Genomic DNA, 26305 nt, shown 5'->3' on the forward strand with positions numbered 1-26305 from the left:
TAGTCATGTGGATCGTTCGTCTCGCGCTGCGGCGCCCGTATACATTTGTCGTCCTGGCCCTGCTATTGCTGATCGTCGGACCGTTGACGATCCTGCGCACGCCCACCGACATCTTCCCCAATATCGACATTCCAGTGCTCTCGGTGATCTGGTCGTATAACGGCCTGCCCGCCGACGAGATGGAAAAGCGCATCGTGCTGAACTACGAGCGCGGGCTGTCGGTGGCGGTGAACGATATCGAACACACCGAGTCGACCTCGCTGAACGGCATCGCGGTCATCAAGATTTTTTTCCAGCCGCACGCGAATATCGACGAAGCGTTGGCCGAAGTCACAGCATTGTCGCAAACGCAATTGCGCTCGCTGCCGCCCGGCATCACACCGCCGAATATCCTGCGCTACAACGCCTCGACCGTGCCGATCCTGCGGCTCGCGCTGTCGTCCGCCTCGCTCACCGAGCAGGAGCTATACGATTTCGGCAACAACTTCCTGAAGACGCAGCTCGCCACCGTGCCTGGCGCGTCTGCTCCACTGCCGTATGGCGGCAAGCAGCGCCAGATCATGGTCGATATCGATTCGCGCAAACTGCAGGAGCGCAATCTTTCGCCGATGGATGTGGTCAACGCGGTCACCGCACAAAATCTGATCCTGCCCTCGGGCACCGCGAAAATCGGCTCGACCGAGTACTCGGTGGAGATGAACGGCAGTCCGGATTCGCTGGCAGGCCTGAACAATATCCCGATCAAATCCACCGCCAACGGCACCGTTTATATTCGCGACGTCGCTCACGTGCGCGACGGGTTCCAGCCGCAAACCAACATCGTGCGCGTGAACGGCCAGCGCGCGGCGCTGCTGACCATCAACAAGAGCGGCAACACGTCCACGCTCGAAATCGTCGATCGCATTAAGACCATGATGCCGACGCTGCGCAATCTCGTGCCCGCTTCGCTGAATATCGATCCCGTTGCCGATCAGTCGCTGTTCGTGCGTGCTTCCGTGCAAGGCGTGCTGCGTGAAGCGCTGATCGCTGCCTGCCTCACCGGCCTGATGATTCTGCTGTTTCTCGGCAACTGGCGCGCCACGTTGATCATCGCCGTATCGATTCCGCTTTCGATGATCACGTCGATCATCGCGCTGTCCCTGCTCGGCGAAACCATCAACATCATGACGCTCGGCGGACTCGCGCTGGCGGTCGGCATTCTGGTGGACGACGCGACCGTGGCGATCGAAAACATCAGCCATCAACTCGAGCAGGGCAAGACGCTGGAGCAGGCGATTCTCGACGGCGCGCATCAGATTGCGATTCCGACGCTGGTGTCGACCTTGTCCATCTGCATCGTCTTCGTGCCGATGTTTCTGCTGACGGGCGTCGCGCACTATCTGTTCATTCCGCTCGCCGAAGCAGTGGTGTTCGCGATGCTGGCATCCTACTTCTTCTCGCGAACGCTCGTGCCGACGCTCGCGAAATACCTGCTGCGTTATCACCATAAGCCGGCGGATCTGCATCACGCGCCTGCGCAAACGCGCAATCCGTTCATGCGCGTGCACTACGCATTCGAAGGCGGCTTCGCGCGTCTGCGCGACCGCTATCGCGTGTTTCTCGAAGCGCGCGTCGCGCGGCCGGGCCTGTTCGTGACGCTGTTTCTGGTCTGCTGCGGCGCGTCGATGTTGCTGATGCCGTTTCTCGGCCGCGACTTTTTCCCGGCCGTCGACGCCGGCACGATCGCGCTGCATCTGCGCGCGAAAACCGGCATGCGGGTGGAGGAAACGGCGGTCGTGACGGATCGTGTGGATACGCGGATCCGTCAGTTGATACCGCCTGGCGAGTTGCATTCGATCATCGACAACATCGGCTTGCCGGTTTCGGGCATCAACCTTTCGTACAGCAACACCGGCACGATCGGCACCTCGGACGCGGACGTGCTGATCACGCTCAATCCCGATCATCATCCGAGCGCGGGTTACGTGCGCACGTTGCGGCGCACGCTCACCGACGAATTCCCCGGCGTGCAGTTCGCTTTTCTACCCGCGGATATCGTCAGTCAAACGCTCAACTTCGGCATGCCGTCGCCGATCGATATTCAGATCGTCGGCCGTGACGTGGCCGGCAATCGCGTGTTCGCCGCCAAGCTGCTGAATCGGCTGCGCACGGTGCCCGGCCTCGTCGACGCGCGCATCCAGCAGCCCGCCGACTTGCCGCGCATCTTTATCGACGTGGACCGCACGCGCGCGCAGCAAGCCGGCTTCTCGCAACGCGACATCGCGAGCAATCTGCTGATCACGCTCTCGGGCAGCCAGCAAACCACGCCGACGTTCTGGCTCAATCCGCGCAACGGCGTGAGTTACAACGTGATCACGGAAGCACCGCAATACACGATCGATTCGCTGCAATCGCTCGCGAACATTCCACTGAACGCGAACGGCCGCAGCAACATTCTCGGCTCGCTCGCCACCATGAGGCGCGAAGCGGGCAACGCGACCCTCACGCACTACAACGCGCAGACCACCATCGATATTTTCGGCACCGCCGACGGCCGCGATCTGGGCGGCGTGTCCGACGACATCCGCAAGATCATCGACGACGCCCGCGCCGATCTGCCCAAAACCTCGACCATCGAAGTACGCGGCCAGGTGCGGACCATGAACGATTCGTTTTCGGGTCTGTTCGCGGGCCTCGTGTTCGCGATCGTGCTGGTGTATCTGCTGATCGTGGTGAATTTCCAGTCGTGGCTCGATCCGTTCATCATCATCACCGCGCTGCCGGGCGCGCTCGCGGGCATCGTGTGGATGCTGTTTCTCACGCACACCACGCTGTCGATTCCCGCGCTCACGGGCGCGATCATGTGTATCGGCATCGCCACCGCCAACTCGATTCTCGTGATCAGCTTCGCGCGCGAGCAATTGCTCGAACACGGCGACGCGACGCGCGCGGCGATCGAAGCGGGCTTCACGCGTTTTCGCCCGGTGCTGATGACGGCGCTCGCGATGGTGATCGGCATGGTGCCGATGGCGATCGGGCTCGGCGAGGGCGGCGAGCAGAATGCGCCGCTCGGGCGCGCGGTGATCGGCGGCCTGACGATCGGCACGCTGGCGACGCTGATTTTCGTGCCGGTGGTGTTTTCGATGATCTACCGGCGACTCGCGGCACGTCGCTTGCGCGCCGCTGAGCACGTGGTGGGGAAACCGTGATGCAGAGCATCTTCGTCATCGCAACCGCATTGGCGGGCCCTATAAGAGGCAGCCTGGACTGCCCACGCATCTCTACAGGGGAAGTTTGATGGAAGGACAACGTCCGGAGCGTTCCGGCACCCCGCGCGATCCGGCCAAAGCGAAACGCGCACGCTGGATCGGCGTCGCGGTCGCCGTGGCCGTCATCGCGCTGGCGGCGCAAGGTATCTGGTCGCGCCACGACGCACACGCGGCGCTCGAACGCGATGCCGAGCATACGAGCCAGACGAGCGTCGAAGTGGTGCGGCCGCAGAAGTCGACGGCCGGACTCGATCTCGTGCTGCCCGGCAACGTGCAGGCTTTTCTCGACACGCCGATCTACGCGCGCACCAACGGCTATCTGAAGAAGTGGTACGCCGACATCGGCGCGCATGTGAAAAGCGGCCAGCTGCTGGCGGAAATCGATACGCCAGAGGTGGACGATCAACTGCGCGCGGCCCGCGCCGATCTCGCGAACGCCAACGCCAACTATGCACTCGCGAAAAGCACCGCCGACCGCTGGACCGACATGCTGAAAAGCAAGTCGGTTTCGAAGCAGGAAACCGACGAGAAAGTCGGCGACATGCTTGCGAAAAAAGCCACGCTCGACGCCGCGCGCTTCAACGTGGCGCGGCTCGAGAAGACGCAGTCGTTCCAGAAGGTCTATGCGCCGTTCGACGGCATCGTGACGGCGCGCAATGTAGATGTTGGGGCGCTGATCGATGCGGGTAGTTCCGGTGGCCCGGCGAAGGAACTGTTTCACGTCGCGCAGGCGGATCGGTTGCGTGTTTATGTGAATGTGCCGCAGGCTTACGCGCAGCAGGTTCGCGCGCAGCAGAACGCGTTTCTGACGCTGACCGAAACGCCGTCGAAACATTATCCGGGCACCGTGGCGCGCACCGCGGGCGCCGTCGATCCGCAACAACGCACGATGCTCGTAGAGGTCGATGTCGACAATCGAAACGGCGATCTGCTGCCGGGCGCCTACGCGCAAGTGCATTTCGCGTTGGGCACGGGTGCCGCACCCTTTACGCTGCCCGGCAACGCGCTGCTGTTCCGCCCGGATGGCGTGAAAGTGGCGACCGTCGACGCGCAACGCAAGGTGAAGCTGTTGCCCGTGTCGTTGGGAACGGACTTCGGCACGCGCGTGGCGATCGTGTCGGGCTTGCAAGGCGATGAGCAGGTGATCCTGAATCCGCAGGACTCGATCGTCGATGGCGCGCCGGTGCGGATCGTACCCGCGAAAGCGGGTGCGGCGACGGGTGCGCCGTCATGAACATGCCAAGGTCCCGTCGCCGTGTTGTCGCGCCGCCGCCGCGATGTGTCTCGCTGCTCGCGTCCGCTGTGGCATTAGCCAGCGCATGTGCACTCACCGCATGCACGCTCGGCCCGGACTACGTGAAGCCGACCGCCACTACCGCGGCAACCTACAAGGAACTCGACGGCACCGGCTGGAAACCCGCCCAGCCCGCCGACACGCTCACACGCGGCGCGTGGTGGAGCGTCTACGCAGACCCGTCGCTCGACGCACTCGAACAACAGGTCGCAAGCGCGAACCAGAACGTGCGGGCCGCCGAAGCGCGCTTTCGCGCCGCCCGCGCCACGGTCGCGCAATATCGGTCGAGCTTCTTCCCGGTCGTCAGCGCGAACGGCGCCTATTCGCGCGCGCGGTCGTCGGAGAACGTGCTACACAAATCGACCGCCGGCCTCACGCTGAACGACTACCTCGTGCAAGCCGATGCATCGTGGGAACCCGACCTGTGGGGCCGCGTGTCGCGCAGCGTCGAAGGCGCGAAAGCCGAAGCGCAGGCGAGCGCCGCCGACGCCCAGGCCGCGCTCCTGTCGATGCAGGCCGAACTCGCCACCGACTACTTCGAGTTGCGCGGACTCGATCAGGAGCGCCAACTGCTCGACGACACGATCGAGGCCTACAAGCAAGCACTCGATCTGACGCAGCACCGCTACACCGGCGGCATCGCCACGGACGCCGATGTCGCGCAGGCGCAGACGCAGTTAAAGACCACTCACGCGCAAGCACTCGACCTCGGCGTGCAGCGCGCGCAACTCGAACACGCGATCGCGATCCTGATCGGCCAGTCGCCTTCCACGTTTTCGCTGCCGGTTGCGCCGCTCGCCGCAGTGCCGGTCGTGGCCGCGGCGGGCGTGCCGTCCGCGCTGCTCGAACGCCGCCCGGACATCGCGGCGGCGGAACGGCACGTCGCCGACATGAACGCGCAGATCGGCGTGGCAACGGCAGCGTTTTTTCCAAACCTCATTCTGTCGGTGACGGGTGGCCTCGAAGCCACCAACTACAGTCAATGGTTGCTGGCGCCGAGCCGGCTGTGGTCGCTTGGGCCGACGTTGGCGGGCACGCTGCTCGACTTCGGCGGACGCGCTTCGGTGAAGGAACAGGCCCGTGCGCATTACGACGAGAGCGTCGCGCAATACCGGCAGACGGTGTTGAGCGCCTTCGGCCAGGTTGAAGACAATCTCGCTGCGCTGCGCGTGCTCGAACAGGAAGCGACCGCGCAGGACGACGCGGTGACCGCCGCGCAACGAGCGCTCGCAGTCGTATCGAATCGATATAAGAACGGCGCCATCACCTATCTCGACGTGGTGGTTGCGCAAACCACCGCGCTTACCAACGAACGCGACGCCGTGTCGATCGCGCGTCGGCGGATGGCCGCGAGCGTGGCGTTGATCAAGGCGCTAGGCGGCGGCTGGGACGCATCCGCGTTGCCGACGGACGAGCAGATCGTGCATCCGTCTGCACCCGCGAGCGATGCCGCGGCGCACGGGTAGCCGCAGCTTTTCGACGCCGAGAGCGGCCGGCGAACGCGCCGTCTGATCGCACCGCGGTGGCGGTCCGCTAAACGCCGCGCCGACTCGCGCGGCTTTTTCAGCGTATCCTTAACTCCTTTGTCGCCTGCATCGCAGAGGAGATTTTTCGTGACCCCGCCGCCGGACGCCCACCGGACCGCTGCTTCTTCGCTCGCTCCCTCGCCTGCTTTTTCCAACGCTTCTTCCAACGCTTCCGCCGTGCCCGACATCCCTTACCTCGAACGCGGCACACGCGCGTACTGGCGCGCCAGCATCGCACTGCTGTTCGCCGGCTACGCGACGTTCTCGCTTCTCTATTGCGTGCAGCCCTTACTGCCATCGTTTTCGACGGCATTCAACGTGACGCCGGCACAAAGCAGCCTGTCGCTCTCGCTGACCACGGCCGCGCTCGCGCTTGCCGTGTTCGTCGCCGGCTTCGTTTCGGAAGGCTGGAGCCGTCACAAACTGATGACGCTGTCGCTTACCGTTTCCTCGCTGCTGACGATCGGCGTGTCGATCGCGCCGCAGTGGCATCAACTGCTCGTGCTGCGCACGCTCGAAGGTCTCGCACTCGGCGGTGTGCCCGCCGTCGCCATGGCCTATCTCGCGGAAGAAGTGCATCCCGACGGCCTCGGCCTCGCGATGGGACTTTACGTCGGCGGCACGGCGATCGGCGGGATGGCCGGACGCGTGATCACCGGCGTGGTCGCGGATCTGTTTTCGTGGCGCGTCGCGATCGGCACGATCGGCGTGCTCGGCATTCTGTCGATGCTCGCGTTTCGCGCGCTGCTGCCGCCGTCGCGTCATTTCGTGCCGCGGAGCGGACTCGGCTTCACGCATCACCGCACCGCCCTGCTCAAGCAATTCGCACGACCCGGACTGTCGCTGCTGTTTCTGCTCGGCTTCGTGCTGATGGGCAGCTTCGTCACGCTGTACAACTACATCGGCTACCGCTTGCTCGCGCCGCCTTATCAGTTGAATCAAACGGAGATCGGCGCGATCTTCGTCGTGTATCTGACGGGTGTAGTCGCCTCACCGTGGTCGGGGCGCATGGCCGATACGTTCGGCCGCGCCCGCGTGCTCATCGCCAGTTTGCTGCTGATGGTGCTCGGTCTTGCGCTCACCTTGCTGCATCCGCTGGCGGCGATCGCGGCCGGCATCGCGTGCGTGACGTTCGGCTTCTTCGCTGGACATTCGGTGGCGAGCGGCTGGGTCGGACGTCTCGCCAAGGATGCCAAAGGTCAGGCCGCCGCCCTTTATCTGCTCGCGTATTACATCGGCTCGAGCGTGGTCGGCTCGTACGGCGGTCACGTGTGGGCCGGGTTCGGATGGAACGGCGTCGCGGGGTTGGTGGGTGTGCTGCTCGTCATCGGCCTGGTTGCAGCGACGCGCTTGCGCGGGCGCGAGCCAGCTCGCGTCTGATGCTCGTACTTCGACCCAGTGCGCATTGAACAACGCTTAAAAGTAAGGACAACGTAAGCGAACGCTTAAAGTTTTTTATCGTGATTGCTGCGTCGCGGCAATCACGCGGCCCTTGCCACGCCGGGTTCAACGGCTTGCGAATAGCCGCTGCAGCGCCGCAAAGCGTCGCTATATCGGCCTGACTTGTCTCCTATACTCAAATGGAGCGTTGGCGGTGCATGACTCCATAAATCGAGCCGCCGCCTTCGCAGGGATATATATGGAGACGAGAATGACGACCTACTTCACGATCGGCGATTTCATCCTGGTCATTCCGATGGCGTTGGCTGGGGCCCTGTTTGTCGGTGCGCTTCCCTGCAAGACGGAATTCCGGCACAACGCATTGCGCGTGCTCGGCGCGCTGATCGGCGTGATGTTCGCCGTCGTGCTGGTCGAAGGTTTGCCGGCGCTCGTCTAGAAGAAAAAAGCCGCCCGAGGGCGGCTTTCCTATTGCTGCGGTGTGAATAGCGAAGGCGCGGGGATCAGATCGCCTGATCCGTCGACGGCTTTTCCCACAGGTTGATGCCACCTTCGGTTGCGTAGCGATCGATCTCGGCCAGCTCGTCCTTCGAGAACGCGAGATTCTTCAGCGCGCCAACGTTCTCACGCACCTGCTCCGCACGGCTTGCGCCGATCAGCACGGACGTCACGCGCGGATCGCGCAGCGCCCACGCGAGCGCCATCTGCGCCAGGCTCTGGCCGCGGCGTTGCGCGATGTCGTTGAGCTTGCGCACGTGCTCGATGTTTTGCGCGCTCAAATGCTCCTGCTTCAGCGAACCGCCGCCCGGCTTGTTGACGCGCGCGTCTTCCGGCACGCCGTTCAGGTATTTGCCGGTGAGCAGACCCTGAGCCAGCGGCGTGAACGCAATGGCGCCCGCGCCGACCTTCTCCAGCGTATCCAGCAGCTCCTGCTCGATCCAGCGATTGAGCATGTTGTACGCGGGCTGATGAATCAGCAGCGGCACCTTGTACTCGGCGAGCAGCTTCGCCATTTCGAGCGTTTTGGTTGCCGAGTATGAGGAGATTCCGATGTACAGCGCCTTGCCCTGCTGCACGGCGCTCGCCAGCGCACCCGCGGTTTCTTCGAGCGGCGTATCGGCATCGAAACGATGCGAATAGAAAATATCGACGTAGTCGAGGCCCATGCGCTGCAGGCTCTGATCGAGACTCGCGAGCACGTATTTGCGCGAGCCGCCGCCTTGTCCATACGGACCCGGCCACATGTCCCAACCGGCCTTCGACGAAATCAGCAGTTCATCGCGATACGGCTTGAAGTCGTCCTTGAAGAGCCGGCCGAAATTGGTTTCAGCGCTGCCGTACGGCGGCCCGTAGTTGTTGGCGAGGTCGAAGTGCGTGATACCCAGGTCGAAGGCTGTGCGCAGGATGTCGCGCTGCGTGGAGATCGGCGTGGTGTCGCCGAAGTTGTGCCACAGACCGAGCGACAGCGCAGGCAGTTTGAGACCCGACTTACCGCAGACGCGGTACTGCATATCCGAATAGCGTTCTGAAGCTGCTTCGTAAGCCATTGCTAGTGTCCTTGATGGTGAAGGCGCCCGACATGTGCGGGCATGGGCAATCGCATGCTGCGGGAGGCGTGCTGCTTTATTTTTGTAGGTGGGGGATGCAGCCAGACCGCTATGGTAGCGAATCGACGTGATGCATGCAGACACCCAGTATGCGGGATAGACGATCGCTTGCGGCTCGCCTACACTTTGCCCGACTCAAGCTCAGGGGAAAGATAGATGACGAAGGCGATTTCCATCGCGTTGATTGTTGGCGGTATCGTGCTGCTGTACTTCGGTGGGCAGGCGTTCAATTCGGTGAGCAGCGACGTCTCGCGCGTCTTCACCGGTTCGCCGACCAACAAGGCGATCATGCTGATCGTGGGCGGTGTCGTGGCCACGATCGCCGGCCTGACGGGAATGGCTTTGTCGGGACGCAGGCGTTAATGGCATGCGCAATGCGCGGTGTGGTGCTTCGGGGTCCGCGAGCGAATGGGGATCCGAAGCGCCGCCGCGAGAAATCGGAACAGCCTAAAACGCCACTTCGGGCTTCGCAGCCGAACGGGTCCCCGGCAACGGCACATTGCTCGCGCCGTGATAGGTGTACACCAGCGAAAACTTCACTTGATCGGTAATGTTCTTGCCGGCCGAATGCAGCGTGTTGCAGTGGAAAAACACCACGTCGCCGGGCTTGAGTTCAGGCGACACCGCGGTGCGAATCCACTCCTGATTCTCTTCCAGATCCGAACGGAAAAATTTGGCCTGATCGAACCGGTCGGAAGTGAACGGGGCGTTGTGCGACTTCGGCACGAGCCACAGCGCGCCGTTATCCACCGTCTCCGCGCCGACCGCGAGCCACACCGACACCAGATCGTCCCGTTCGAACGACCAATACCGCACGTCGCGATGCCAGCCGGTCAAGCTGCCATACGCCGGATGCTTGGTCATCATGCAGTTATGGTGCGCGCGTGACAGACGCGGCTCCTCGCCGAAATACAGTTCCATCCAGCCGCGAATTTCCGGCGCGGTCGCCCATTGCGCGAAACTCGGATGACGCCCATACGCATCCAGCAGCCGCCGCACCGTATGGCCGCCGGGCGCCTGTTTGGAGGTCGGCGCGCCGGGATACTGCAGATCCGCTTCGAACTCGATCGGCGCGGCCGCTTCCTGCAACTGACGCTGCGCAATCTGCTTCAACTCATCGCAACGCTCGGGCGACACCAAACCGGGCACGACGACAAAACCCTGCTCCCGCAACGTCTGAATCTGCTCTTTCTTGGAATGAAGTGACATGGTATTCCGTGACTGTCGACAAGCTGATGCACGATTGTAAAACGGGCGCGATCGCAGGGTGCGCTGTTTCACCCGCGACAAGCCGCGCCTTACGCACTACTTTCATGCGGCAGGCTCGATGTCGCGGCACTTCGAATGGGCAAGCATGCACGAAAATCGACCGCAAAGGGCGCGACCGAACTGCCGCAAATCGCGAACTACCCCGTAAAAACCCGCATTCGCAGGGTAAAAACCGACTTTATGACGTCACGAATCGCGTGTAACCTGCGTTGCATGCTGATCGCTACTCCCGCACTCTCGCGCCGCGTACAGGCCGCCGAGGCCGACTCCGCCGTACACCGTGCACCTTTCCGTCGAATTCCAGGCTTTCGCGCCGTCCATTGCGACACCGCCATTGGCACATTTGGTGCTCTTCATGGCGCACATTCCGTCGCGCGACACGTTGCCTACTTGTGAAGCCATGCATACTCTCCTGAGCACCCGTCTTACCCGCGCAGCACTGAAAGCCGCGCGTCCCGCGCGCCGCCATGTCGTGCGCGCGCTGCGCCATCACGCTACCCGCACCCGCGCGCTGGGCGAACAATGGCGCGATACAAGAGCCGTCGACGGCTTTCGCACCTGGTTCAACACGTTCTTTTCCACCTTGCGTTTGCAAGGCAGTTCACGCCGTTTTTCGCTGCGCACGCTGCTGCGCAAACCGACGCCGCTGCGCCTCGCCGCGCAGCGCGCACCGGTGGCCGCGCCGCAAAACACGAGCCGCCGCCCGCGTCGTATGTCGACGAACGCCAGCACCGGCTGGTTCGCGTTCGCATTCGCGAGCCGTTAAGGCGATTGCGGAGCGCATCACGCTTGTGGACTGGCGCGGCTTGGACGGCCGTGTCGATGCGAGAACCCATCGCGGCCTTTGCAGCCGCCGATCGACTGCGCAGTAAAGCAACCGGCACAAATGAAAAAACCCCGCCTGGCTCACGCCAGCGGGGTTTTTTGCTGAAACGGACGGCGCGCGCTTATTCGGCCAGCGCGGCAACCGGTTCCGTGCCGGCGGCTTCGGCGAGCGCCAATGCCTTGTCCGTGGATTCCCACGTAAATTCCGGCTCTTCGCGGCCGAAGTGACCGTAGGCCGCGCTCTTCTCGTAGATCGGGCGCAGCAGGTCGAGCATCTGGATGATGCCCTTCGGGCGCAGGTCGAAATGCTCCTGCACCAGACGCGTGATGGTCGCATCCGACACGCGGCCCGTGCCGAACGTGTTCACCATGACCGACGTCGGCTGAGCGACACCGATGGCGTACGACACCTGAATCAGGCAGCGCGAAGCGAGGCCCGCGGCCACGATGTTCTTCGCGACATAACGGCCGGCGTAAGCCGCCGAACGGTCGACCTTGGACGGATCCTTGCCCGAGAACGCGCCGCCGCCGTGCGGTGCGGCACCGCCGTACGTATCGACGATGATCTTGCGGCCGGTCAAACCGCAATCGCCTTGCGGACCGCCGATCACGAAACGACCCGTCGGGTTCACGAGGAACTTGATGTCGCCCTTGATGAGATCGGCCGGCAGCGTCGGCTTGATGACTTCTTCGATCACGGCTTCGCGCAGCGTGTCCAGATCGATATCCGGCGAATGCTGGGTGGACAGCACCACGGTGTCGATCGCATGCGGCTTGCCGTCGACGTAACGCACGGTGACTTGCGACTTCGCGTCCGGACGCAGCCACGGCAGACGGCCGTCACGGCGCAGATTCGCCTGACGCTCCACCAGACGGTGCGACAGGTGAATCGGCAGCGGCATCAGTTCCGGCGTTTCTTCGCACGCGTAACCGAACATCAGGCCCTGGTCGCCGGCGCCTTGATCGAGGTTGTTGTCGTGCGCGCGGTCCACGCCTTGCGCGATGTCCGGCGATTGCTTGTCGTACGCGACGAGCACCGCGCAGCCGCGGTAGTCGATGCCGTAATCGGTATTGTCGTAGCCGATGCGCTTGATCGTGTTGCGCGCGACCTGAATGTAATCGACGTTCGCGGTGGTGGTAATTTCACCTGCCAGCACGACCAGACCCGTGTTGCACAGCGTTTCCGCGGCAACACGCGAGTATTTGTCCTGGGCCAGAATGGCGTCGAGAATGGCGTCCGAAATCTGATCCGCGACTTTGTCGGGATGGCCTTCGGAGACGGATTCGGAAGTGAAGAGATAGTCGTTTGCCACGTTGCAGACTCCTGTTGTGTGGTTACGGTTGAGTTTCACGTAGCCAGCTTCGGGAGCCTTGAAGCGGCGACGCTTTAGCGGATTACCTTACCAGGCGGCGCAAATCACATGGATTGCAGCCGCCGGCTTCGCCCCGCAAGTTGTCTATTAACTCGGCGAAGCCCTTATTATAGCGACTTCTTATGATTGTCACAGAGTGTCCAAGAGTGCGGTATTACGTCAACTTTTCCGCTTTCCTGAAGCCCGACTTGTGCCGCGCCTCTTTTCAGGAGGCGGCATGCTGAGCCGCTATGGCGCCAAACTCGCGATTGGCCTGCTGAAACTGTTTGCACTGTTGCCTTATGGTTTCGTGGCTCGTCTCGGCGACGGACTCGGCTGGCTGCTCTATCAGATCCCGAGCCGGCGCAAACGCATCGTCCATATCAATCTGAAGCTGTGCTTCCCCGAGTGGAGCGACGAGCGTCGCGAAGACGTCGCGCAAAAGCATTTCCGTCACGCAATCCGCAGCTACCTCGAACGCAGCGTGCAGTGGTTCGGCTCGGCGAAGAAACTCGAAAAGCTGATCCAGCTCGACAGCGCGATCGACCTGACGGACCCGAATCTGCCGCCCACGCTGTTTCTTGGCTTTCACTTCGTGGGTATCGAGGCCGGTTCGATCTTCCTGAACTATTCGCTCAAGCGTCAATGCGGCTCGCTCTATCAGCCGATGTCGAACCCGGAGCTCGAAGAAGTCGCCAAAGCGGCGCGCGCGCGTTTCGGCGCGGACATGGCGAGCCGCGCCGACAGCGCGCGCATCGTGCTGCGCTGGCTGCGCGACCGCAAGCCGGTCATGCTCGGCGCCGACATGGATTACGGCGCGCGCAATTCCACCTTCGTGCCGTTTTTCGGCGTGCCGACCTGCACGCTGACCGCGGTGGGACGTCTGGCCAAAGTCGGTCACGCGCAGGTCGTGCCGTTCATCGGCGAGGTGCTGCCGAACTACAAAGGCTACCGGCTGAAAATATTCAAACCGTGGGAAAACTACCCGACCGGCGACGACGACGCGGACGCCCGTCGCATGAATGCCTTCCTGGAAGAGCAAATTCCGTTGATCCCCGAGCAGTACTACTGGGTCCACAAGCGCTTCAAGACGCGGCCGCCGGGTCAACCGAGCGTGTATTGAACGGCCGCCTTCGCGGCGCGCGAAGAACGCGCCCTGACACGGAAATAACGCGGCGTTCGGGTGCACCCGTGAGCGCGTCACTTACAATAGCGTGATGAAACTGAAATTCACCAAAATGCACGGCGCGGGCAACGACTTCGTCGTGCTCGACGGCTACACCCAACCGGTCAACCTGACACCGGCGCAGGTGCGCGCGCTCGCGGACCGGCATTTCGGTGTCGGTGCCGATCAGTTGCTGCTGGTCGAGAAGCCCACGGTGGCCGGCGTCGATTTCAGATATCGCATCTTCAATTGCGACGGCGGCGAAGTCGAACATTGCGGCAACGGCGCGCGCTGCTTCGTCAAGTTCGTGCGTGACAGTGGCCTCACCGATCAGCGCAGCGTGCGCGTGCAGGTGCAAAAGGGCACCATCACGCTGACCATGCAGGAAAACGGCGAAGTGCTGGTCGACATGGGCACGCCCGTGTTCGACCCGGAACGCGTGCCGTTCGCCACCAAAGGCCTGGAAAGCCGCCGCGAGGGCGCGGACACGCTCTGGCCGCTCGACGTGAACGGTACGACGCGCTGGATTTCGGTGGTGTCGATGGGCAATCCGCACGCCGTGCAAGTGGTCGACGATGTCGAGGCGTTCCCGGTGCTGGTTGAAGGCCCGGTGATCGAACGTCATTCGCGTTTTCCTCAGCGGGTGAACGCGGGCTTCATGCAGATCGTCGGCCGTAGCGAGATCAAGCTGCGCGTGTACGAACGCGGCGCGGGTGAAACGCTGGCGTGCGGCACCGGCGCGTGTGCGGCGGTTGCGGCCGGCATCCGGCGCGGGCTGCTGGATGCACCGGTGCTCGTCCACACGCATGGCGGCAAATTGACCATCACGTGGGACGCCGCGCAAGCAGACCAGCCGCTGCTGATGGCCGGCCCTGCAGCGACGGTCTTCGAAGGCGAAATCGAACTGCCCGACTCATCGGCCGACTCGTTGGCCAATTCACAGGCCGCATAAACTCATTGACCGTTGCGCCGCCCCAAGGCGTCGCCCCGTAGTCCTTTAGCCGAAACCATGAACGATCGCGAAGTCGCCGAATATCTGCTTGCCAATCCTGAATTCTTCGCGGAACACGCGGAAATGCTCGCGACGATCCGTCTCGCGAACCCGCACGGCAAAGCCGCGGTGTCGCTGCAGGAACGGCAGATGGAAATGCTGCGCGACAAGAACAAGCACCTCGAACGCCGCCTCGCCGAACTCCTGCGCTACGGCCACGAGAACGACAGCATCGCGTCGAAATTCAACCGCTGGACGATTCGCGTGATGGCCGAGCGCGATCCGTATGCGCTGCCGCGCACGATCGCCACTGGTTTGCGCGACATCTTCGACGTGCCGCAAGCCGCGCTGCGCGTGTGGGATGTGGCCGAGCCGTATGCTCAGGCCGACTTCGCGCGCCATGTCGGCGAAGAAGTGCGCATTTTCGCCAACAGCCTGACCACGCCGTATTGCGGCGCGAATACCGGCTTCGAGGCCGCGCAGTGGCTGGTGCCCTCCGTGAGCGCGGTGAGCGACGAGGGCTCGACCGGCCACGCGGCGTCCGAGTCGGCGCACGCAACTGAATCGATCGCGCTGCTCGCGCTGCGCGATCCGGAAGGCAAGGAAGAAGCGCCGACCTTCGGCCTGCTGGTAATGGGTTCGGCCGACGCGCGCCGCTTCCACGACGGCATGGCCACTGATTTCCTGACGCAGATCGGCGCGCTGGCCAGCGCGGCGCTGAGCCGTCTGCTGCCGCGCTGAACCGCGTTCAGCTCCGCGCAAGCCGCTCGACAAATCCACCGTGACCGCCGCCGACCCGATCGCCGCCTATCTGTCGAATCTCGAACACGAGCGGCGGCTCTCGGCGCATACGCTGCGCGGCTACGCCCACGAACTGGAAGAACTCAAGCATCTGGCCAAAGGCCGGCCGCTCGAAAGCCTCACACCCGTGGACATTCGCGGCGCGGTTTCGCGGGCGCACGCGGGCGGTCTGACGGCGCGCTCGATCAGCCACCGGCTGTCGGCGTGGCGCGCGTTTTACCGCTGGCTCGCCGGGCGCGTCGATCTGCCGGCCAATCCGGTCGCGACCGTGCGCGCGCCGAAGCAGGCCAAACCGCTGCCCAAAGCGTTATCCGTCGACGACGCCACGCGTCTGATGGAAAGTCCGCCCGCCGCCTCGCCGGAAGGTTTGCGAGATCACGCCATGCTCGAACTGTTCTACTCGTCGGGCTTGCGGCTCGCGGAACTGGTCGGCCTCGACGCCCGTTTCGCCGACGCCGACGGGTACCGCTCGGCGGGCTGGCTCAAGCTCGATTCCGCTGAAGTCGAAGTGCTCGGCAAGGGCAACCGGCGCCGCGTCGTGCCGGTCGGCAGCAAGGCGCTGGAAGCCTTGGGCGCCTGGCTCGCCGTCCGCGATCAGATGGTGAAGCACGATCCGCATCCGCTGTTTCTCTCGGCGCGCGGCAATCGGCTGTCGCCGAACGTCGTGCGCGAGCGCGTGAAGCGCGCGGCGCTGGTCGCCGGCATTCCCGCCAATGTGCATCCGCACGTGCTGCGGCATTCCTTCGCCACGCACGTGCTGCAGTCGAGCGGCGATCTGCGCGCCGTGCAGGAACTGCTCGGCCACGCCAGCATCACCGCGACGCAGGTCTATACCGCGCTCGATTTCCAGCATCTCGCGCACGTCTACGATCAGGCGCATCCGCGCGCCAAAAAACGCGACTGACTCCGCGGTTCGATTCGCGGCGTACGGTCTCCGCCTTCGCCTTACCTGCCGCGTGCGCCGTGCCGCGCGGCCCATTGCTCTCTCAGACACCCTGATGAATACCGTTACGCTCAAACCGTCGAAAGAAAAGTCGCTGCTGCGCCGCCATCCGTGGGTCTATGCCAACGCGATCGACCGGATCGACGGCAATCCCGCGCCCGGCGCCACCGTGCTGGTGCGCGCGCACGACGGCCGTTTCCTCGCGCGCGCGGCCTACAGCCCGCATTCGCAGATCCGCGCCCGCGTGTGGAGCTTTGACGAAAGCGAGCCGATCGATCACGCGTTTTTCAAGCGCCGTGTACAACGCGCGCTCGCGCATCGTCAGACGATGGTTCACGACACTGGCGCCGTGCGGCTGATCTTTGGCGAAGCGGACGGCCTGCCGGGCCTGATCGTCGATCATTACGTGGCCGAGGACGAAGGCCAGCGCAGCCAGTTGGTCTGTCAGTTCATGGCGGCGGGCGTGGAGGCGTGGAAGGAAGCGATCGTCGCGGCGCTGACCGGCGCGACCGGCTGCCCGAACGTCTACGAACGCTCGGACGTGTCGATTCGTCAGAAGGAAGGACTCGAGCAGATCACCGGCGTGCTGGCGGGTGAGGCGCCGTCGGAAGCTTTGATCGCGAGCGAAAACGGCGTGCGCTATCACGTCGACGTGCGCAACGGCCACAAGACCGGTTTTTACGTCGATCAGCGCGACAATCGCCTGCTCGTGCAGCAACTCGCACAGGATCGCGAAGTGCTGAACTGCTTCTGCTACACCGGCGGCTTCTCGCTGGCGGCGTTGAAAGGCGGCGCCAAACGCGTGGTGTCGATCGATTCGTCGGGCGACGCGCTGGCGATCGCCCAGCAGAACGTGGCGGCCAACGGCTTCGACGCGGAGCGCGCCACCTGGCTCGACGCCGACGCGTTCAAGACGCTGCGCCGCCTTCACGACGAAGGCGAGCGCTTCGACCTGATCGTGCTCGATCCGCCGAAATTCGCGCCGTCGCGTGAACATGTGGACCGCGCGTCGCGCGCCTACAAGGACATCAACCTGACCGGGCTGAAGCTGCTGCGCCCGGGCGGCCTGCTTTTCACCTATTCGTGCTCCGGCGCGATCGACGCCGAACTGTTCCAGAAGATCGTCTCCGGCGCGGCCGCCGACGCGCGCGTGGACGCCCGCATTCTCAAGCGGCTGGGCGCCGGCGTGGATCACCCGCTGCTCACCGCATTCCCCGAAGGCGAATACCTGAAGGGCCTGCTGTTGCAAATCGCCTGATCGCCCATAGTTTCAAGGATATTTCCGACGCCGGGCACTTGGGCGAAAACGGATTCGAAACCGGGTCCGCCAGCGTCGCCTTGACAGATATGTTTCAATAACCGCCTGGACAGGGCAGCGCGCCAATCGGCTGCGCGCCCTGCCCACGCATTCGATTACGCACCGTTACACGACCATACAGGCGACCCACATGATCCCAGTCACCATCCTGACCGGCTTTCTCGGCAGCGGCAAAACCACCCTGCTCAAGCGCATCCTGAATGAAAAGCACGGCATGAAGATCGCCGTGATCGAGAACGAGTTCGGCGAAGAGAACATCGACAACGAAATCCTCGTGCAGGACACCGGCGAGCAGATCATCCAGATGAGCAACGGCTGCATCTGCTGCACGATTCGCGGCGACCTGTCGCGCGTGCTGGGCGATTTGGCGGCGCAGAAGCAAGCCGGCACGCTGGATTTCGACCGCGTCGTGATCGAAACCACCGGCCTCGCCAATCCGGGCCCGGTTGCGCAGACGTTCTTCATGGACGACCAGATCGCCAATGAATTCCTGCTGGACGCGATCATCACCCTGGTCGACGCGAAGCACGCGAACCACCAGCTGGACGAACACGAAGTTGTGCAGCGCCAAGTCGGTTTCGCCGACCGCCTGTTCATCACCAAGTCAGATCTGGTCGATGAAAAGCAACTGGCCGATCTGCGCCACCGTCTGCTGCATATGAACCCGCGCGCGGCGATCAAGGTCGTCAATTTCGGCGAAGCGGACATCAAGGAAATCTTCGACCTGCGCGGCTTCAACCTGAACTCGAAGCTCGAGATCGATCCGGACTTCCTCGTCGAAGACGAGCACGCGCACAGCCACGCTCACGCCCATGACGAGCACGGCCATACCCACGACGATCACGCCAATTGCGATCACGACCACGGTAAGTGCGATCACGAAGGCCACGATCACGCGCATCACCACCATGCGCACCATGACGACAAGATCAAGTCGTTCGTCTACCGCAACGACCGGCCGTTCGATCCGAACAAGCTGGAAGACTTTCTCGGCGGCATTCTGCAGATTTATGGCGAGCGCCTGCTGCGCTACAAGGGCGTGCTCTATATGAAGGGCGTCGACCGCAAAGTGGTGTTCCAAGGCGTGCATCAGATGATGGGCAGCGATCTCGCCGCAAAATGGCAGCCGATCGAGAAAAAGACCAACAAGATGGTGTTTATCGGCATTGAACTGCCGCAAGACCTGATCACCGACGGTCTGGACGCCTGCCTCGCCTAATAACTCCCACGCCCCGGCTCGCCCGGGGCTCGTCGTTTATTCAGACCGAAAGCCGCGCGACGCGGCATGTGCCGTGCTGCTCGCTGAAACGGAAATATGCGCAAAGCGCGCGCCGGCCAAATCATCTGCTGAATCCGCCTTAGCGGCGGCCGAAAGCTCACTGAAAAGTCGCGCGTATGAAAAGCGCGTGAAAACCCTGCTGTATTAAAGCGTGCACGACCATCGCTTTTTGGTCGTGCGCGCGTTATATTTTCGGGATATCGGGGTGCCGTACGGGGATTTTCACCACTTGCAGCGCTAGATTGTGGTTCAGTTACAATACGTGCCCACTGGAGAATGACAACGAATTGCCCGGTCAGCGCGTATCCCGCGACGGGCCTGAAAGGCGCCGGAAAATCTTATCCGGACGATACGCCGACAATGCCGGCTGGCAGCGCCTGAAAAGGCGCGCTGTCGGCAAGCAATGCCTCAGGAGCATTTGAGAATCGGTTTCCAGAGGAGTTCGGCCCCGCATTAGCGTTGCGACGCCCGGCGTGTGGGCGCCAGGCGTTTCGGCGTCACGACAGTCCGCTGTCCGTGCCCGCCTTGGCGCTCCGCGTCCTCAAGGCGCTTTTGCGGGCAATACGAAAGTGCGGGCACTATGTAAGAGTTTTGCCTCACATTGAAGAAGTAAGCCAGATGACGACGAAACGACTCTTGACCGAAGCCGAAATCCTGAAGATGAGCGACAAGGATTACATGAATGAGGATCAGCTCGCCTTCTTCAAGAACAAGCTCGAACAACTGCAGGCGGATATTCTCCGCAATGCCGGCCAGACGACCGAGAACCTGCGCGAAACCGTAATCGTGCCGGACCCGGCCGACCGCGCAACGATCGAGGAAGAGCATGCGCTCGAACTGCGCACGCGCGACCGCGAGCGCAAGCTGCTGAAGAAAGTGCAGCAGTCCATTGCGCGCATCGACTCGGGCGACTACGGCTGGTGCGAAGAAACCGGTGAGCCGATCGGCATCCCGCGTCTGCTCGCACGGCCCACGGCCACCCTGTCGCTCGAAGCGCAGGAGCGCCGCGAACTGCGCCAGAAGCTGTTCGGCGACTGAATGCTTGCGGCGCGGCTTCGGCTCCGCGCCCTGAAACGCTGCTTCGTCGAGAGGCGCACGGTGAGCCGTGCGCCTTTTTGTTTTGTGTGCCGCATATTCGAGGCATTGCCGTAGTGCAGGCTGTCACCCGCCTTGCGTCGACACCTCCGTGTCGACGTAACCGCCGCATTCGCTTCCGAATCCATCTGTACTTGTCCTATGCCATTTGCCCGCTCGGGACCGGGATTCGCGCTATCCAACCTCCGCGCCGTCCGATGCCGCGCGGACGCGCACCTCGCACCAACTCACGGGTTTTTTGTCTTATGCCATTTGCCGGCTCTTGATATGACCGCGCACGCCCTAAAATAAACCGGACATGCGCTGCACGAGCGCGCGCCGGCCGGTTCGTTGCTGGCGACTCGCGCCGTCCGCTTTCAGGATTCATGCGGTAGCGCAGTGCGCTGCCGCGTCCTACCCGTTTTGCAAAGAGGAACGCATATGGAGCAATTTCACGGTACGACGATCGTCTCCGTGCGCCGCGGCGACAAAGTCGCCCTCGGCGGCGACGGCCAGGTGACGCTAGGCAACATCGTCATGAAAGGCGGTGCGAAGAAAGTCCGGCGCATCTATAACGGCAAGGTGCTGGTCGGCTTCGCCGGCGGCACGGCCGACGCCTTCTCGCTGCTCGACCGCTTCGAAGCGAAGCTGGAAAAACATCAGGGCAACCTCACGCGCGCCGCCGTCGAACTCGCCAAAGACTGGCGTACCGACCGCATGCTGCGCCGTCTCGAAGCCATGCTGATCACCGCGGACGCCACTACCACGCTCGTCATCACCGGCAACGGCGACGTGCTCGATCCGGAAGGCGGCATCTGCGCGATCGGTTCCGGCGGCGCTTATGCGCAAGCCGCCGCGACCGCGCTCGCTCACAACACGGAACTGTCGCCCCGTGAAATCGTGGAGAAGTCGCTGGAGATTGCCGGCGACATGTGCATCTACACGAACCATAACCGCGTTATCGAGACGATCGAGTAAGGACCCACGATGAGCACCATGACCCCTGCCGAGATCGTCTCGGAACTCGACAAACACATCATCGGCCAAGGCCGCGCGAAAAAAGCGGTAGCTGTCGCGCTACGCAATCGCTGGCGCCGTCAGCAGGTTGAAGATCCGCTGCGTCAGGAAATCACGCCCAAGAACATACTGATGATCGGACCGACCGGCGTCGGCAAGACCGAAATCGCGCGGCGTCTGGCAAAACTGGCCGACGCGCCGTTCATCAAGATCGAAGCAACCAAGTTCACCGAAGTCGGCTATGTGGGCCGTGACGTGGACAGCATCGTGCGCGACCTGATCGAAATTTCGGTCAAGCAGACGCGCGAAACGGAAATGCGCAAAGTGCGGACCAAGGCCGAGGATCAGGCCGAGGACCGCATCCTCGACATTCTGCTGCCGAGCGCGCGGGCCGTCGGTTTCGGCGCGAGTTCCAGCGCCGCCGATACCGTCGACGAAGGTAGCACCACGCGCCAGACTTTCCGCAAGCGTCTGCGCGAAGGCCTGCTCGATGACAAGGAGATCGAGCTCGATGTGGAACAGCCGCAAGTCGGCATGGACATCATGGGGCCGCCGGGCATGGAAGACATGACCGAGCAGATCCGTTCGATGTTCGCGAACATCGGCGGCGGCAAGAAAACGCGCCGCAAGCTGAAGGTGAAAGAAGCGCTGAAGGTTCTCACCGACGAAGAAGCCGGCAAGATGCTGAACGACGAAGAGGTGAAAACCAAGGCCGTGCAGAACGTCGAGCAGAACGGCATTGTGTTTCTCGACGAGATCGACAAGATCGCCTCGCGCAACGAAGCCGGCGGCGGTGAAGTTTCGCGTCAGGGCGTGCAGCGCGATCTGTTGCCGCTGGTAGAAGGCACCACGATCAACACCAAGTACGGCATGGTGAAGACCGATCACATTCTGTTCATTGCGAGCGGCGCATTCCACCTGGCCAAGCCGAGCGATCTGATTCCGGAACTGCAAGGACGCTTTCCGATTCGCGTCGAACTGGACTCGCTCTCGGTGAACGACTTCGAATCGATCCTGGTGTCCACGGATGCGAGCCTCGTCAAGCAATACCAGGCACTGCTCGCCACCGAAGACGTGCACCTTGAATTCGCCGACGACGGCATTCGCCGTCTCGCGGAGATCGCATACTCGGTGAACGAGAAGACCGAGAACATCGGCGCACGGCGTCTCTACACGGTGATCGAAAAGCTGCTCGAAGAAGTCTCGTTCGCGGCCGGCAATCACTCGGGCCGCACAGTGCAGATCGACGCGGCTTATGTCGATCGCGCGCTGAACGAAGTGGCGGAAGACGAGGATCTGTCGCGCTACGTGCTGTGATGTCGAAGCCGGAATCGGCCCAGGCTGTTACCGCGTTGACAGTTTGAGACGGATCGTGCGCGACGCATACAAAAAACGGGCTGCCTTTGATGAGGCAGCCCGTTTTTATTTGCTCAAGGCAAGCGGTGCCAGGACACCATCGCTTACTGCTTGACCGGCCGCTTCGCCAGCTTGCGCTGCAGCGTGCGCCGATGCATGTTCAACGCGCGCGCGGTAGCCGAAATATTGCCGCCGTGCTCGGCGAGCACGCGTTGAATATGCTCCCACTCCAGACGCGCCACCGACAACGGCGTGGGATGCTCGATCGCCTCTTCTGCTTGCAACGCGCTTGCTTCACTTTGCAGCGCCGACAGAATCGTTTCGACGTTGGCAGGCTTGGCCAGGTAGTTATCGGCACCGTCTTTCACCGCTTGCACCGCGGTGGCGATGCTCGCATAGCCCGTTAGCACCAGCATGCGCGCATCGGGCTGCAAATCGCGCAACGGCGCGACGAGCGTGAGGCCGGAATCGCTGCCGAGATGCAGATCCACCGTGATCTGGCTGAACTTCTGCTGATTCGCCAGCTTGATGGCCTCATCCGCGTTGTGCGCCTCGCTCACCGTGTACCCGCGCCGGGTGAGCCCACGAGCGAGGATGCCGGAGAACACCTCATCGTCGTCGATCACCAGAAAATTCATATCGCTCATGCCTGTTTCTCCGTGTTGGATGGCGCAGCGCCTTGACGGCCTTTGCCAGAAAATTTACGTCCGGCGAGCGGCAGCTTAAGGACCGCGCGCGTGCCACGCGGCTTGATCGTGCTGACATCGGTCAGTTCGATTGATCCATTCAGACGCGCCGCCGCCGAAAAAGCCAGATAGAGGCCCACACCGTGCCCACCTTGCGTACTCTCGACCGGCATCGCTCCGAGCGAGCCGCGCAAACTGGCCGGAATGCCCGGGCCTGCATCACATACTTCGAAGACAATCTGGTCGCCGCGCGCCGCTAGCGCGCAGGACAGCGTCACATGATCGCGGCTTGCACGCGCGGCGTTGTCGAGCAAAATCGTGAGAATCTGACTCACGGCCACCGTATCGTCAAGACTGACATCCGCCGGCGGCACGCCAACCCGCTCGAACTTCACATGCGGATGACGCAAGCGCCACTGCTCGGCAAACGATTCGAGCCACTCGCCGACCTGCTGCCGGTTAGTGGTTATCGACGCCCGGCTGCGCAAGCGCGCAAGCGCCGACGTACACAGTGTCATTTGCTGTTCGAGCAATTCGAGATCGGCGCTATAAGGCGCAAGTCCCCTATCGGAACGCGCTGCATCTCGCAATTCTTCGGACAACATGGCAATTGTAGACAACGGCGTACCGATTTCGTGTGCCACGGTAGCGGCCTGCACACCCAAAGCAACCGCGCGTTCGTCGTGAAGCAAGCGCTGCTGCGCGTCTCCGAGCGCTGCGTCACGTAGCCGCAATGCTCTCGACATGCGCGCAACGAACCATGCAATGAGGCCGACGCTGACCATGAAGTTCACCCACATGCCCGCGCGGTAGTAGTCGAACAGATTCGCCGGATTGTCGAGATTCAGCGGTACGGAATCGAAACCGAGGACCGCGTAGCAGGCCACGGCGAACGCTGCGAGCCACGCCATCAGATGCCACGGCAGCACGGCTGCGGCGATGGCGAGCGAGGGCAGATAGAGAGAAACGAATGGATTGGTGGTGCCGCCGGAGAGAAACAGCAGCGCGGACAACGCGCCCAGATCGACCCAGATCTGGCCGAACAACTCCATGTTGGATTCGGGGCGTTGCTGCGAGACGCGCCACCAGGTGATTGCGTTGAAGATCACTTCGAGCGCGATCACCAGCAGCATGGCGGGCAACGGCAAGTGCACGCCGATGAAGATCTGCACGAAGGCAATCGTCATCAACTGGCCAATGATCGCGAGACAGCGCAGCCAGAACAGATGTCCGAGATTGACGCGGCCAGTGTTGGTGATTCGATGCATGGCTTTAATTTTGATTTACCTGTTCAGACTAGTCCGACTTACCTCGCGGCCTTGCGTCGGTAACATGGAATTTTTGCGATAGCGCCTAACGGGAACGAACTTTTCTTCGGTTCCTCCATCGCGCAACCCTTCCATGCTACCGACTTCCCACAGCGAGGCCGACGCCTCTTCAGCTTTCCTGACTGTTCTGCGACAAGCCGTCGCAGCCAGGCAAACCGGTACGGCGCAGGCCGAAGCCGACTGCCTCGACGCTGCGGCGCGAATCCATCCACTCGACCACGCATCGCTCGATTCGCTCGTGGCCAGGCTGCTCGAAGAACACCGTTCCGGCGACGCAATCGAACTCGCCGCCATTATTGCCCAACTCGATCCGCGCAACGCTCTTGCACACTTTCGCCTTGGCTACTCGCTGCAGATGGCGAAGCGGCATGCCGAAGCCATCGCACCTTATCGCCATGCACTCGCCATCGAACCGCGTTTGCCGCGCTTGCGCAACAATCTCGCCGCCGCGTTGACGTTCACCGGCGGCGACCTGAACGAACGGATCGCCCTGCTGGAAAATGCCGTCCGCGATGAACCCGATGAAGGCGACGGCTGGACCAATCTCACGCACGCTTACCGTTCGAAAATGGATCTGCCGCGCGCGCTCGAAGCCGGCGCAAAGGCCGTGCAATGCGCACCGCATAGCCCGTTGGCGCACAACAACTATGCGCTGACGCTGCGAGAGGCGCAACGCTGGGGCGACGCGGTGCAAGCTGCCCAAACCGCTTGCGCCCTGGCCCCCAACGACGCCTCCATGCGCTCCAATCTCTCCATGCTGCAACTCGTGCGTGCCGATTACGAGCACGGCTGGGCATCGCATGAAGCGCGCTGGGACGGCTCTGCGGAATTGGGCGGCAACCGTCCGGTGATGCCGGCGCCGCTTTGGCGCGGCGAACCGCTCGCCGGGAAGACATTGCTCGCGTGGGGCGAGCAAGGCATGGGCGACCTGCTGCAGTTCTGCCGCTACATTCCGATGCTGGCCGAGCGCGTCCATCGCGAAGGCGGCCGTCTCATCTGGAACTCGTTCCCGCAGATGGGCGCGCTCCTTAAGCGCAGCCTTGGCGGTCATGCGGACGAGTTCTCAGCCGGTGGCGGCGTCGAAACGCTGCCGGCGTTCGATTACGAGATCCCGTTGTTGAGCCTGCCGCTGATTTTCGACACGCACGAGGCAACGATTCCGGCGGCGCCCTATTTGCGGGCGGACCCGGCGTGCATCAAATCGTGGCAAGAGCGGCTGGCAGGGGAATCCCGGCTCAAAGTCGGGCTAACGTGGACCGGCAGCCACGGCCATCAACGCAATCCGTTCCGGCGTGTGGGCTGGGAGCGCTATGCGGCGCACTTCGGCGGCATGCGGGACGTGGCGTTCTATTCACTGCAGCCGGGCGCCGGCGCGGACGTGACGGCGGCACGCGCGGCCGGCTTGCCGATGACCGACCACACCGCCGAATTCGCGACCTTCGACGATACAGCCGCGTTTGTCGGCGCGCTCGATCTCGTCATTACGGTTTGCACCTCGGCGGCGCATCTGAGCGGCGCAATCGGCCAGCGCACTTGGGTTCTGCTCGACGTCAACCCGCATTGGGTCTGGTTGCTCGACCGCCACGACAGCCCGTGGTATCCGAGCGCCACGCTTTACCGGCAGCCGCAATTCGGTCAGTGGGAGCCGGTGCTGGAGGCCGTCGCGCGTGATCTGAGCGCGCTTGCGGCGCAGCACGGCAAGGCAGCGTAAGCGAGCGGCGCTTGCGTAGGCAGATCGCGCTGTCGTGAGCCGATGGCGCTGTCGCAAGCCAATGACGCACCCCGTAGCCGATGACACTGTCGCGAGCCGGTGGTGCTATCGCAAGTC

23 protein-coding genes are annotated in these 26305 nt (G+C 62.9%); 17 read left to right on the forward strand and 6 right to left on the reverse strand.

The genetic code is table 11. The features are described from left to right. Nucleotides 1-5: 5 nt before the first annotated feature. From ACFSNN_RS15070 to ACFSNN_RS15090, 5 genes are all read left to right on the forward strand, one after another. The gene (locus ACFSNN_RS15070; RefSeq protein ID WP_134457362.1) at nucleotides 6-3188 is read left to right on the forward strand and encodes an efflux RND transporter permease subunit; all 3183 of its coding nucleotides are present in this window, start codon (nucleotides 6-8) and stop codon (nucleotides 3186-3188) included. 88 nt (nucleotides 3189-3276) lie between these two features. Further along, nucleotides 3277-4482, forward strand: a complete 1206-nt coding sequence (locus tag ACFSNN_RS15075) for an efflux RND transporter periplasmic adaptor subunit (protein ID WP_134457363.1) — start codon at nucleotides 3277-3279, stop codon at nucleotides 4480-4482. Then, nucleotides 4479-6008 (forward strand): efflux transporter outer membrane subunit, encoded by a 1530-nt coding sequence (locus tag ACFSNN_RS15080; protein WP_134457364.1) that lies wholly within the window; start codon nucleotides 4479-4481, stop codon nucleotides 6006-6008. Before ACFSNN_RS15075 ends, ACFSNN_RS15080 begins: the two co-directional genes overlap by 4 nt. Before the next feature lie 147 nt (nucleotides 6009-6155). Then, a complete protein-coding gene (locus ACFSNN_RS15085; RefSeq protein WP_377747296.1) occupies nucleotides 6156-7448 on the forward strand; it encodes an MFS transporter in 1293 nt (430 codons plus the stop codon). Between the two features lie 271 nt (nucleotides 7449-7719). Then, complete coding sequence (locus ACFSNN_RS15090; protein WP_012431424.1) at nucleotides 7720-7905, forward strand: hypothetical protein; 186 nt, start codon at nucleotides 7720-7722, stop codon at nucleotides 7903-7905. A gap of 64 nt (nucleotides 7906-7969) precedes the next feature. Here the strand turns inward: ACFSNN_RS15090 and mgrA are convergent, their stop codons facing one another. Next, entirely contained in the window at nucleotides 7970-9013 is a 1044-nt protein-coding gene (gene mgrA / locus ACFSNN_RS15095) for an L-glyceraldehyde 3-phosphate reductase (protein WP_106302687.1), read from the reverse strand. Nucleotides 9014-9229: 216 nt separating this feature from the next. Between mgrA and ACFSNN_RS15100 the strand changes: the two genes are divergently transcribed. After that, nucleotides 9230-9436, forward strand: coding sequence for a DUF3185 family protein (locus ACFSNN_RS15100; RefSeq protein WP_012431422.1), 207 nt, complete (start codon nucleotides 9230-9232; stop codon nucleotides 9434-9436). A gap of 84 nt (nucleotides 9437-9520) precedes the next feature. On the opposite strand, the gene ACFSNN_RS15105 is transcribed toward ACFSNN_RS15100, so the two are convergent. Then, entirely contained in the window at nucleotides 9521-10282 is a 762-nt protein-coding gene (locus ACFSNN_RS15105; protein WP_134457365.1) for a phytanoyl-CoA dioxygenase family protein, read from the reverse strand. 246 nt (nucleotides 10283-10528) lie between these two features. Beyond that, nucleotides 10529-10744, reverse strand: coding sequence for a hypothetical protein (locus tag ACFSNN_RS15110; protein ID WP_134457366.1), 216 nt, complete (start codon nucleotides 10742-10744; stop codon nucleotides 10529-10531). Here ACFSNN_RS15110 and ACFSNN_RS15115 point away from each other — a divergent pair. Further along, a complete protein-coding gene (locus ACFSNN_RS15115; protein ID WP_134457367.1) occupies nucleotides 10743-11108 on the forward strand; it encodes a hypothetical protein in 366 nt (121 codons plus the stop codon). The genes ACFSNN_RS15110 and ACFSNN_RS15115 overlap by 2 nt on opposite strands. Nucleotides 11109-11289: 181 nt before the next feature. Here ACFSNN_RS15115 and metK read toward each other — a convergent pair whose 3' ends face one another. After that, nucleotides 11290-12480, reverse strand: a complete 1191-nt coding sequence (gene metK / locus ACFSNN_RS15120) for a methionine adenosyltransferase (protein WP_134457368.1) — start codon at nucleotides 12478-12480, stop codon at nucleotides 11290-11292. 277 nt (nucleotides 12481-12757) lie between these two features. Here metK and ACFSNN_RS15125 point away from each other — a divergent pair, with 277 nt between their 5' ends. The 9 genes from ACFSNN_RS15125 to hslU all read left to right on the forward strand — a co-directional run bounded on the left by ACFSNN_RS15125 (nucleotide 12758) and on the right by hslU (nucleotide 22424). Then, entirely contained in the window at nucleotides 12758-13642 is an 885-nt protein-coding gene (locus ACFSNN_RS15125; RefSeq protein WP_134457369.1) for a lipid A biosynthesis lauroyl acyltransferase, read from the forward strand. 94 nt (nucleotides 13643-13736) lie between these two features. Beyond that, nucleotides 13737-14636 (forward strand): diaminopimelate epimerase, encoded by a 900-nt coding sequence (dapF, locus tag ACFSNN_RS15130; protein ID WP_134457370.1) that lies wholly within the window; start codon nucleotides 13737-13739, stop codon nucleotides 14634-14636. 57 nt (nucleotides 14637-14693) lie between these two features. After that, nucleotides 14694-15416 carry a DUF484 family protein gene (locus tag ACFSNN_RS15135; protein ID WP_134457371.1) on the forward strand — a complete coding sequence of 241 codons (723 nt, stop codon included), beginning with the start codon at nucleotides 14694-14696 and terminating at the stop codon, nucleotides 15414-15416. Between the two features lie 40 nt (nucleotides 15417-15456). Beyond that, entirely contained in the window at nucleotides 15457-16380 is a 924-nt protein-coding gene (gene xerC / locus ACFSNN_RS15140) for a tyrosine recombinase XerC (protein WP_134457372.1), read from the forward strand. 94 nt (nucleotides 16381-16474) lie between these two features. After that, nucleotides 16475-17677, forward strand: coding sequence for a class I SAM-dependent rRNA methyltransferase (locus tag ACFSNN_RS15145; protein WP_134457373.1), 1203 nt, complete (start codon nucleotides 16475-16477; stop codon nucleotides 17675-17677). Between the two features lie 190 nt (nucleotides 17678-17867). After that, nucleotides 17868-18956 carry a CobW family GTP-binding protein gene (locus ACFSNN_RS15150; RefSeq protein ID WP_134457374.1) on the forward strand — a complete coding sequence of 363 codons (1089 nt, stop codon included), beginning with the start codon at nucleotides 17868-17870 and terminating at the stop codon, nucleotides 18954-18956. A 678-nt stretch (nucleotides 18957-19634) separates the two neighbouring features. Then, complete coding sequence (gene dksA, locus ACFSNN_RS15155) at nucleotides 19635-20054, forward strand: RNA polymerase-binding protein DksA (RefSeq protein ID WP_012431412.1); 420 nt, start codon at nucleotides 19635-19637, stop codon at nucleotides 20052-20054. 477 nt (nucleotides 20055-20531) lie between these two features. Then, on the forward strand, nucleotides 20532-21068 hold the full coding sequence (gene hslV, locus ACFSNN_RS15160) for an ATP-dependent protease subunit HslV (protein WP_012431411.1): 537 nt from the start codon (nucleotides 20532-20534) through the stop codon (nucleotides 21066-21068). Nucleotides 21069-21077: 9 nt separating this feature from the next. After that, entirely contained in the window at nucleotides 21078-22424 is a 1347-nt protein-coding gene (hslU, locus tag ACFSNN_RS15165; RefSeq protein WP_134457375.1) for an ATP-dependent protease ATPase subunit HslU, read from the forward strand. Nucleotides 22425-22567: 143 nt separating this feature from the next. Here hslU and ACFSNN_RS15170 read toward each other — a convergent pair whose 3' ends face one another. Both ACFSNN_RS15170 and ACFSNN_RS15175 read right to left on the reverse strand, forming a co-directional pair. After that, nucleotides 22568-23110, reverse strand: coding sequence for a response regulator transcription factor (locus ACFSNN_RS15170; RefSeq protein WP_134457376.1), 543 nt, complete (start codon nucleotides 23108-23110; stop codon nucleotides 22568-22570). Continuing rightward, the gene (locus tag ACFSNN_RS15175) at nucleotides 23107-24417 is read right to left on the reverse strand and encodes an ATP-binding protein (protein ID WP_134457377.1); all 1311 of its coding nucleotides are present in this window, start codon (nucleotides 24415-24417) and stop codon (nucleotides 23107-23109) included. The genes ACFSNN_RS15170 and ACFSNN_RS15175 overlap by 4 nt, the downstream gene beginning before the upstream one ends. Nucleotides 24418-24550: 133 nt before the next feature. On the opposite strand from ACFSNN_RS15175, the gene ACFSNN_RS15180 reads away from it, so the two are divergent. Then, a complete protein-coding gene (locus tag ACFSNN_RS15180; protein WP_377689059.1) occupies nucleotides 24551-26188 on the forward strand; it encodes a tetratricopeptide repeat protein in 1638 nt (545 codons plus the stop codon). Nucleotides 26189-26305 lie beyond the last annotated feature (117 nt).

The sequence above is a fragment of the Paraburkholderia dipogonis genome (genome assembly GCF_042680985.1).
Lineage (GTDB): Bacteria > Pseudomonadota > Gammaproteobacteria > Burkholderiales > Burkholderiaceae > Paraburkholderia > Paraburkholderia phytofirmans.

What these genes read in the sequence shown, in the direction of transcription:
- ACFSNN_RS15100 (WP_012431422.1), top strand. Translation starts at nt 9,230, where the DNA reads ATGACGAAGGCGATTTCCATCGCGTTGATTGTTGGCGGTATCGTGCTG.
- hslV (WP_012431411.1), top strand. Translation starts at nt 20,532, where the DNA reads ATGGAGCAATTTCACGGTACGACGATCGTCTCCGTGCGCCGCGGCGAC.
- ACFSNN_RS15175 (WP_134457377.1), bottom strand. Translation starts at nt 24,417, where the DNA reads ATGCATCGAATCACCAACACTGGCCGCGTCAATCTCGGACATCTGTTC.
- dksA (WP_012431412.1), top strand. Translation starts at nt 19,635, where the DNA reads ATGACGACGAAACGACTCTTGACCGAAGCCGAAATCCTGAAGATGAGC.
- ACFSNN_RS15070 (WP_134457362.1), top strand. Translation starts at nt 6, where the DNA reads ATGTGGATCGTTCGTCTCGCGCTGCGGCGCCCGTATACATTTGTCGTC.
- ACFSNN_RS15090 (WP_012431424.1), top strand. Translation starts at nt 7,720, where the DNA reads ATGACGACCTACTTCACGATCGGCGATTTCATCCTGGTCATTCCGATG.
- ACFSNN_RS15135 (WP_134457371.1), top strand. Translation starts at nt 14,694, where the DNA reads ATGAACGATCGCGAAGTCGCCGAATATCTGCTTGCCAATCCTGAATTC.
- ACFSNN_RS15170 (WP_134457376.1), bottom strand. Translation starts at nt 23,110, where the DNA reads ATGAGCGATATGAATTTTCTGGTGATCGACGACGATGAGGTGTTCTCC.
- ACFSNN_RS15080 (WP_134457364.1), top strand. Translation starts at nt 4,479, where the DNA reads ATGAACATGCCAAGGTCCCGTCGCCGTGTTGTCGCGCCGCCGCCGCGA.
- ACFSNN_RS15110 (WP_134457366.1), bottom strand. Translation starts at nt 10,744, where the DNA reads ATGGCTTCACAAGTAGGCAACGTGTCGCGCGACGGAATGTGCGCCATG.
- ACFSNN_RS15075 (WP_134457363.1), top strand. Translation starts at nt 3,277, where the DNA reads ATGGAAGGACAACGTCCGGAGCGTTCCGGCACCCCGCGCGATCCGGCC.
- ACFSNN_RS15145 (WP_134457373.1), top strand. Translation starts at nt 16,475, where the DNA reads ATGAATACCGTTACGCTCAAACCGTCGAAAGAAAAGTCGCTGCTGCGC.
- dapF (WP_134457370.1), top strand. Translation starts at nt 13,737, where the DNA reads ATGAAACTGAAATTCACCAAAATGCACGGCGCGGGCAACGACTTCGTC.
- ACFSNN_RS15150 (WP_134457374.1), top strand. Translation starts at nt 17,868, where the DNA reads ATGATCCCAGTCACCATCCTGACCGGCTTTCTCGGCAGCGGCAAAACC.
- ACFSNN_RS15105 (WP_134457365.1), bottom strand. Translation starts at nt 10,282, where the DNA reads ATGTCACTTCATTCCAAGAAAGAGCAGATTCAGACGTTGCGGGAGCAG.
- hslU (WP_134457375.1), top strand. Translation starts at nt 21,078, where the DNA reads ATGAGCACCATGACCCCTGCCGAGATCGTCTCGGAACTCGACAAACAC.
- ACFSNN_RS15115 (WP_134457367.1), top strand. Translation starts at nt 10,743, where the DNA reads ATGCATACTCTCCTGAGCACCCGTCTTACCCGCGCAGCACTGAAAGCC.
- mgrA (WP_106302687.1), bottom strand. Translation starts at nt 9,013, where the DNA reads ATGGCTTACGAAGCAGCTTCAGAACGCTATTCGGATATGCAGTACCGC.
- ACFSNN_RS15125 (WP_134457369.1), top strand. Translation starts at nt 12,758, where the DNA reads ATGCTGAGCCGCTATGGCGCCAAACTCGCGATTGGCCTGCTGAAACTG.
- ACFSNN_RS15180 (WP_377689059.1), top strand. Translation starts at nt 24,551, where the DNA reads ATGCTACCGACTTCCCACAGCGAGGCCGACGCCTCTTCAGCTTTCCTG.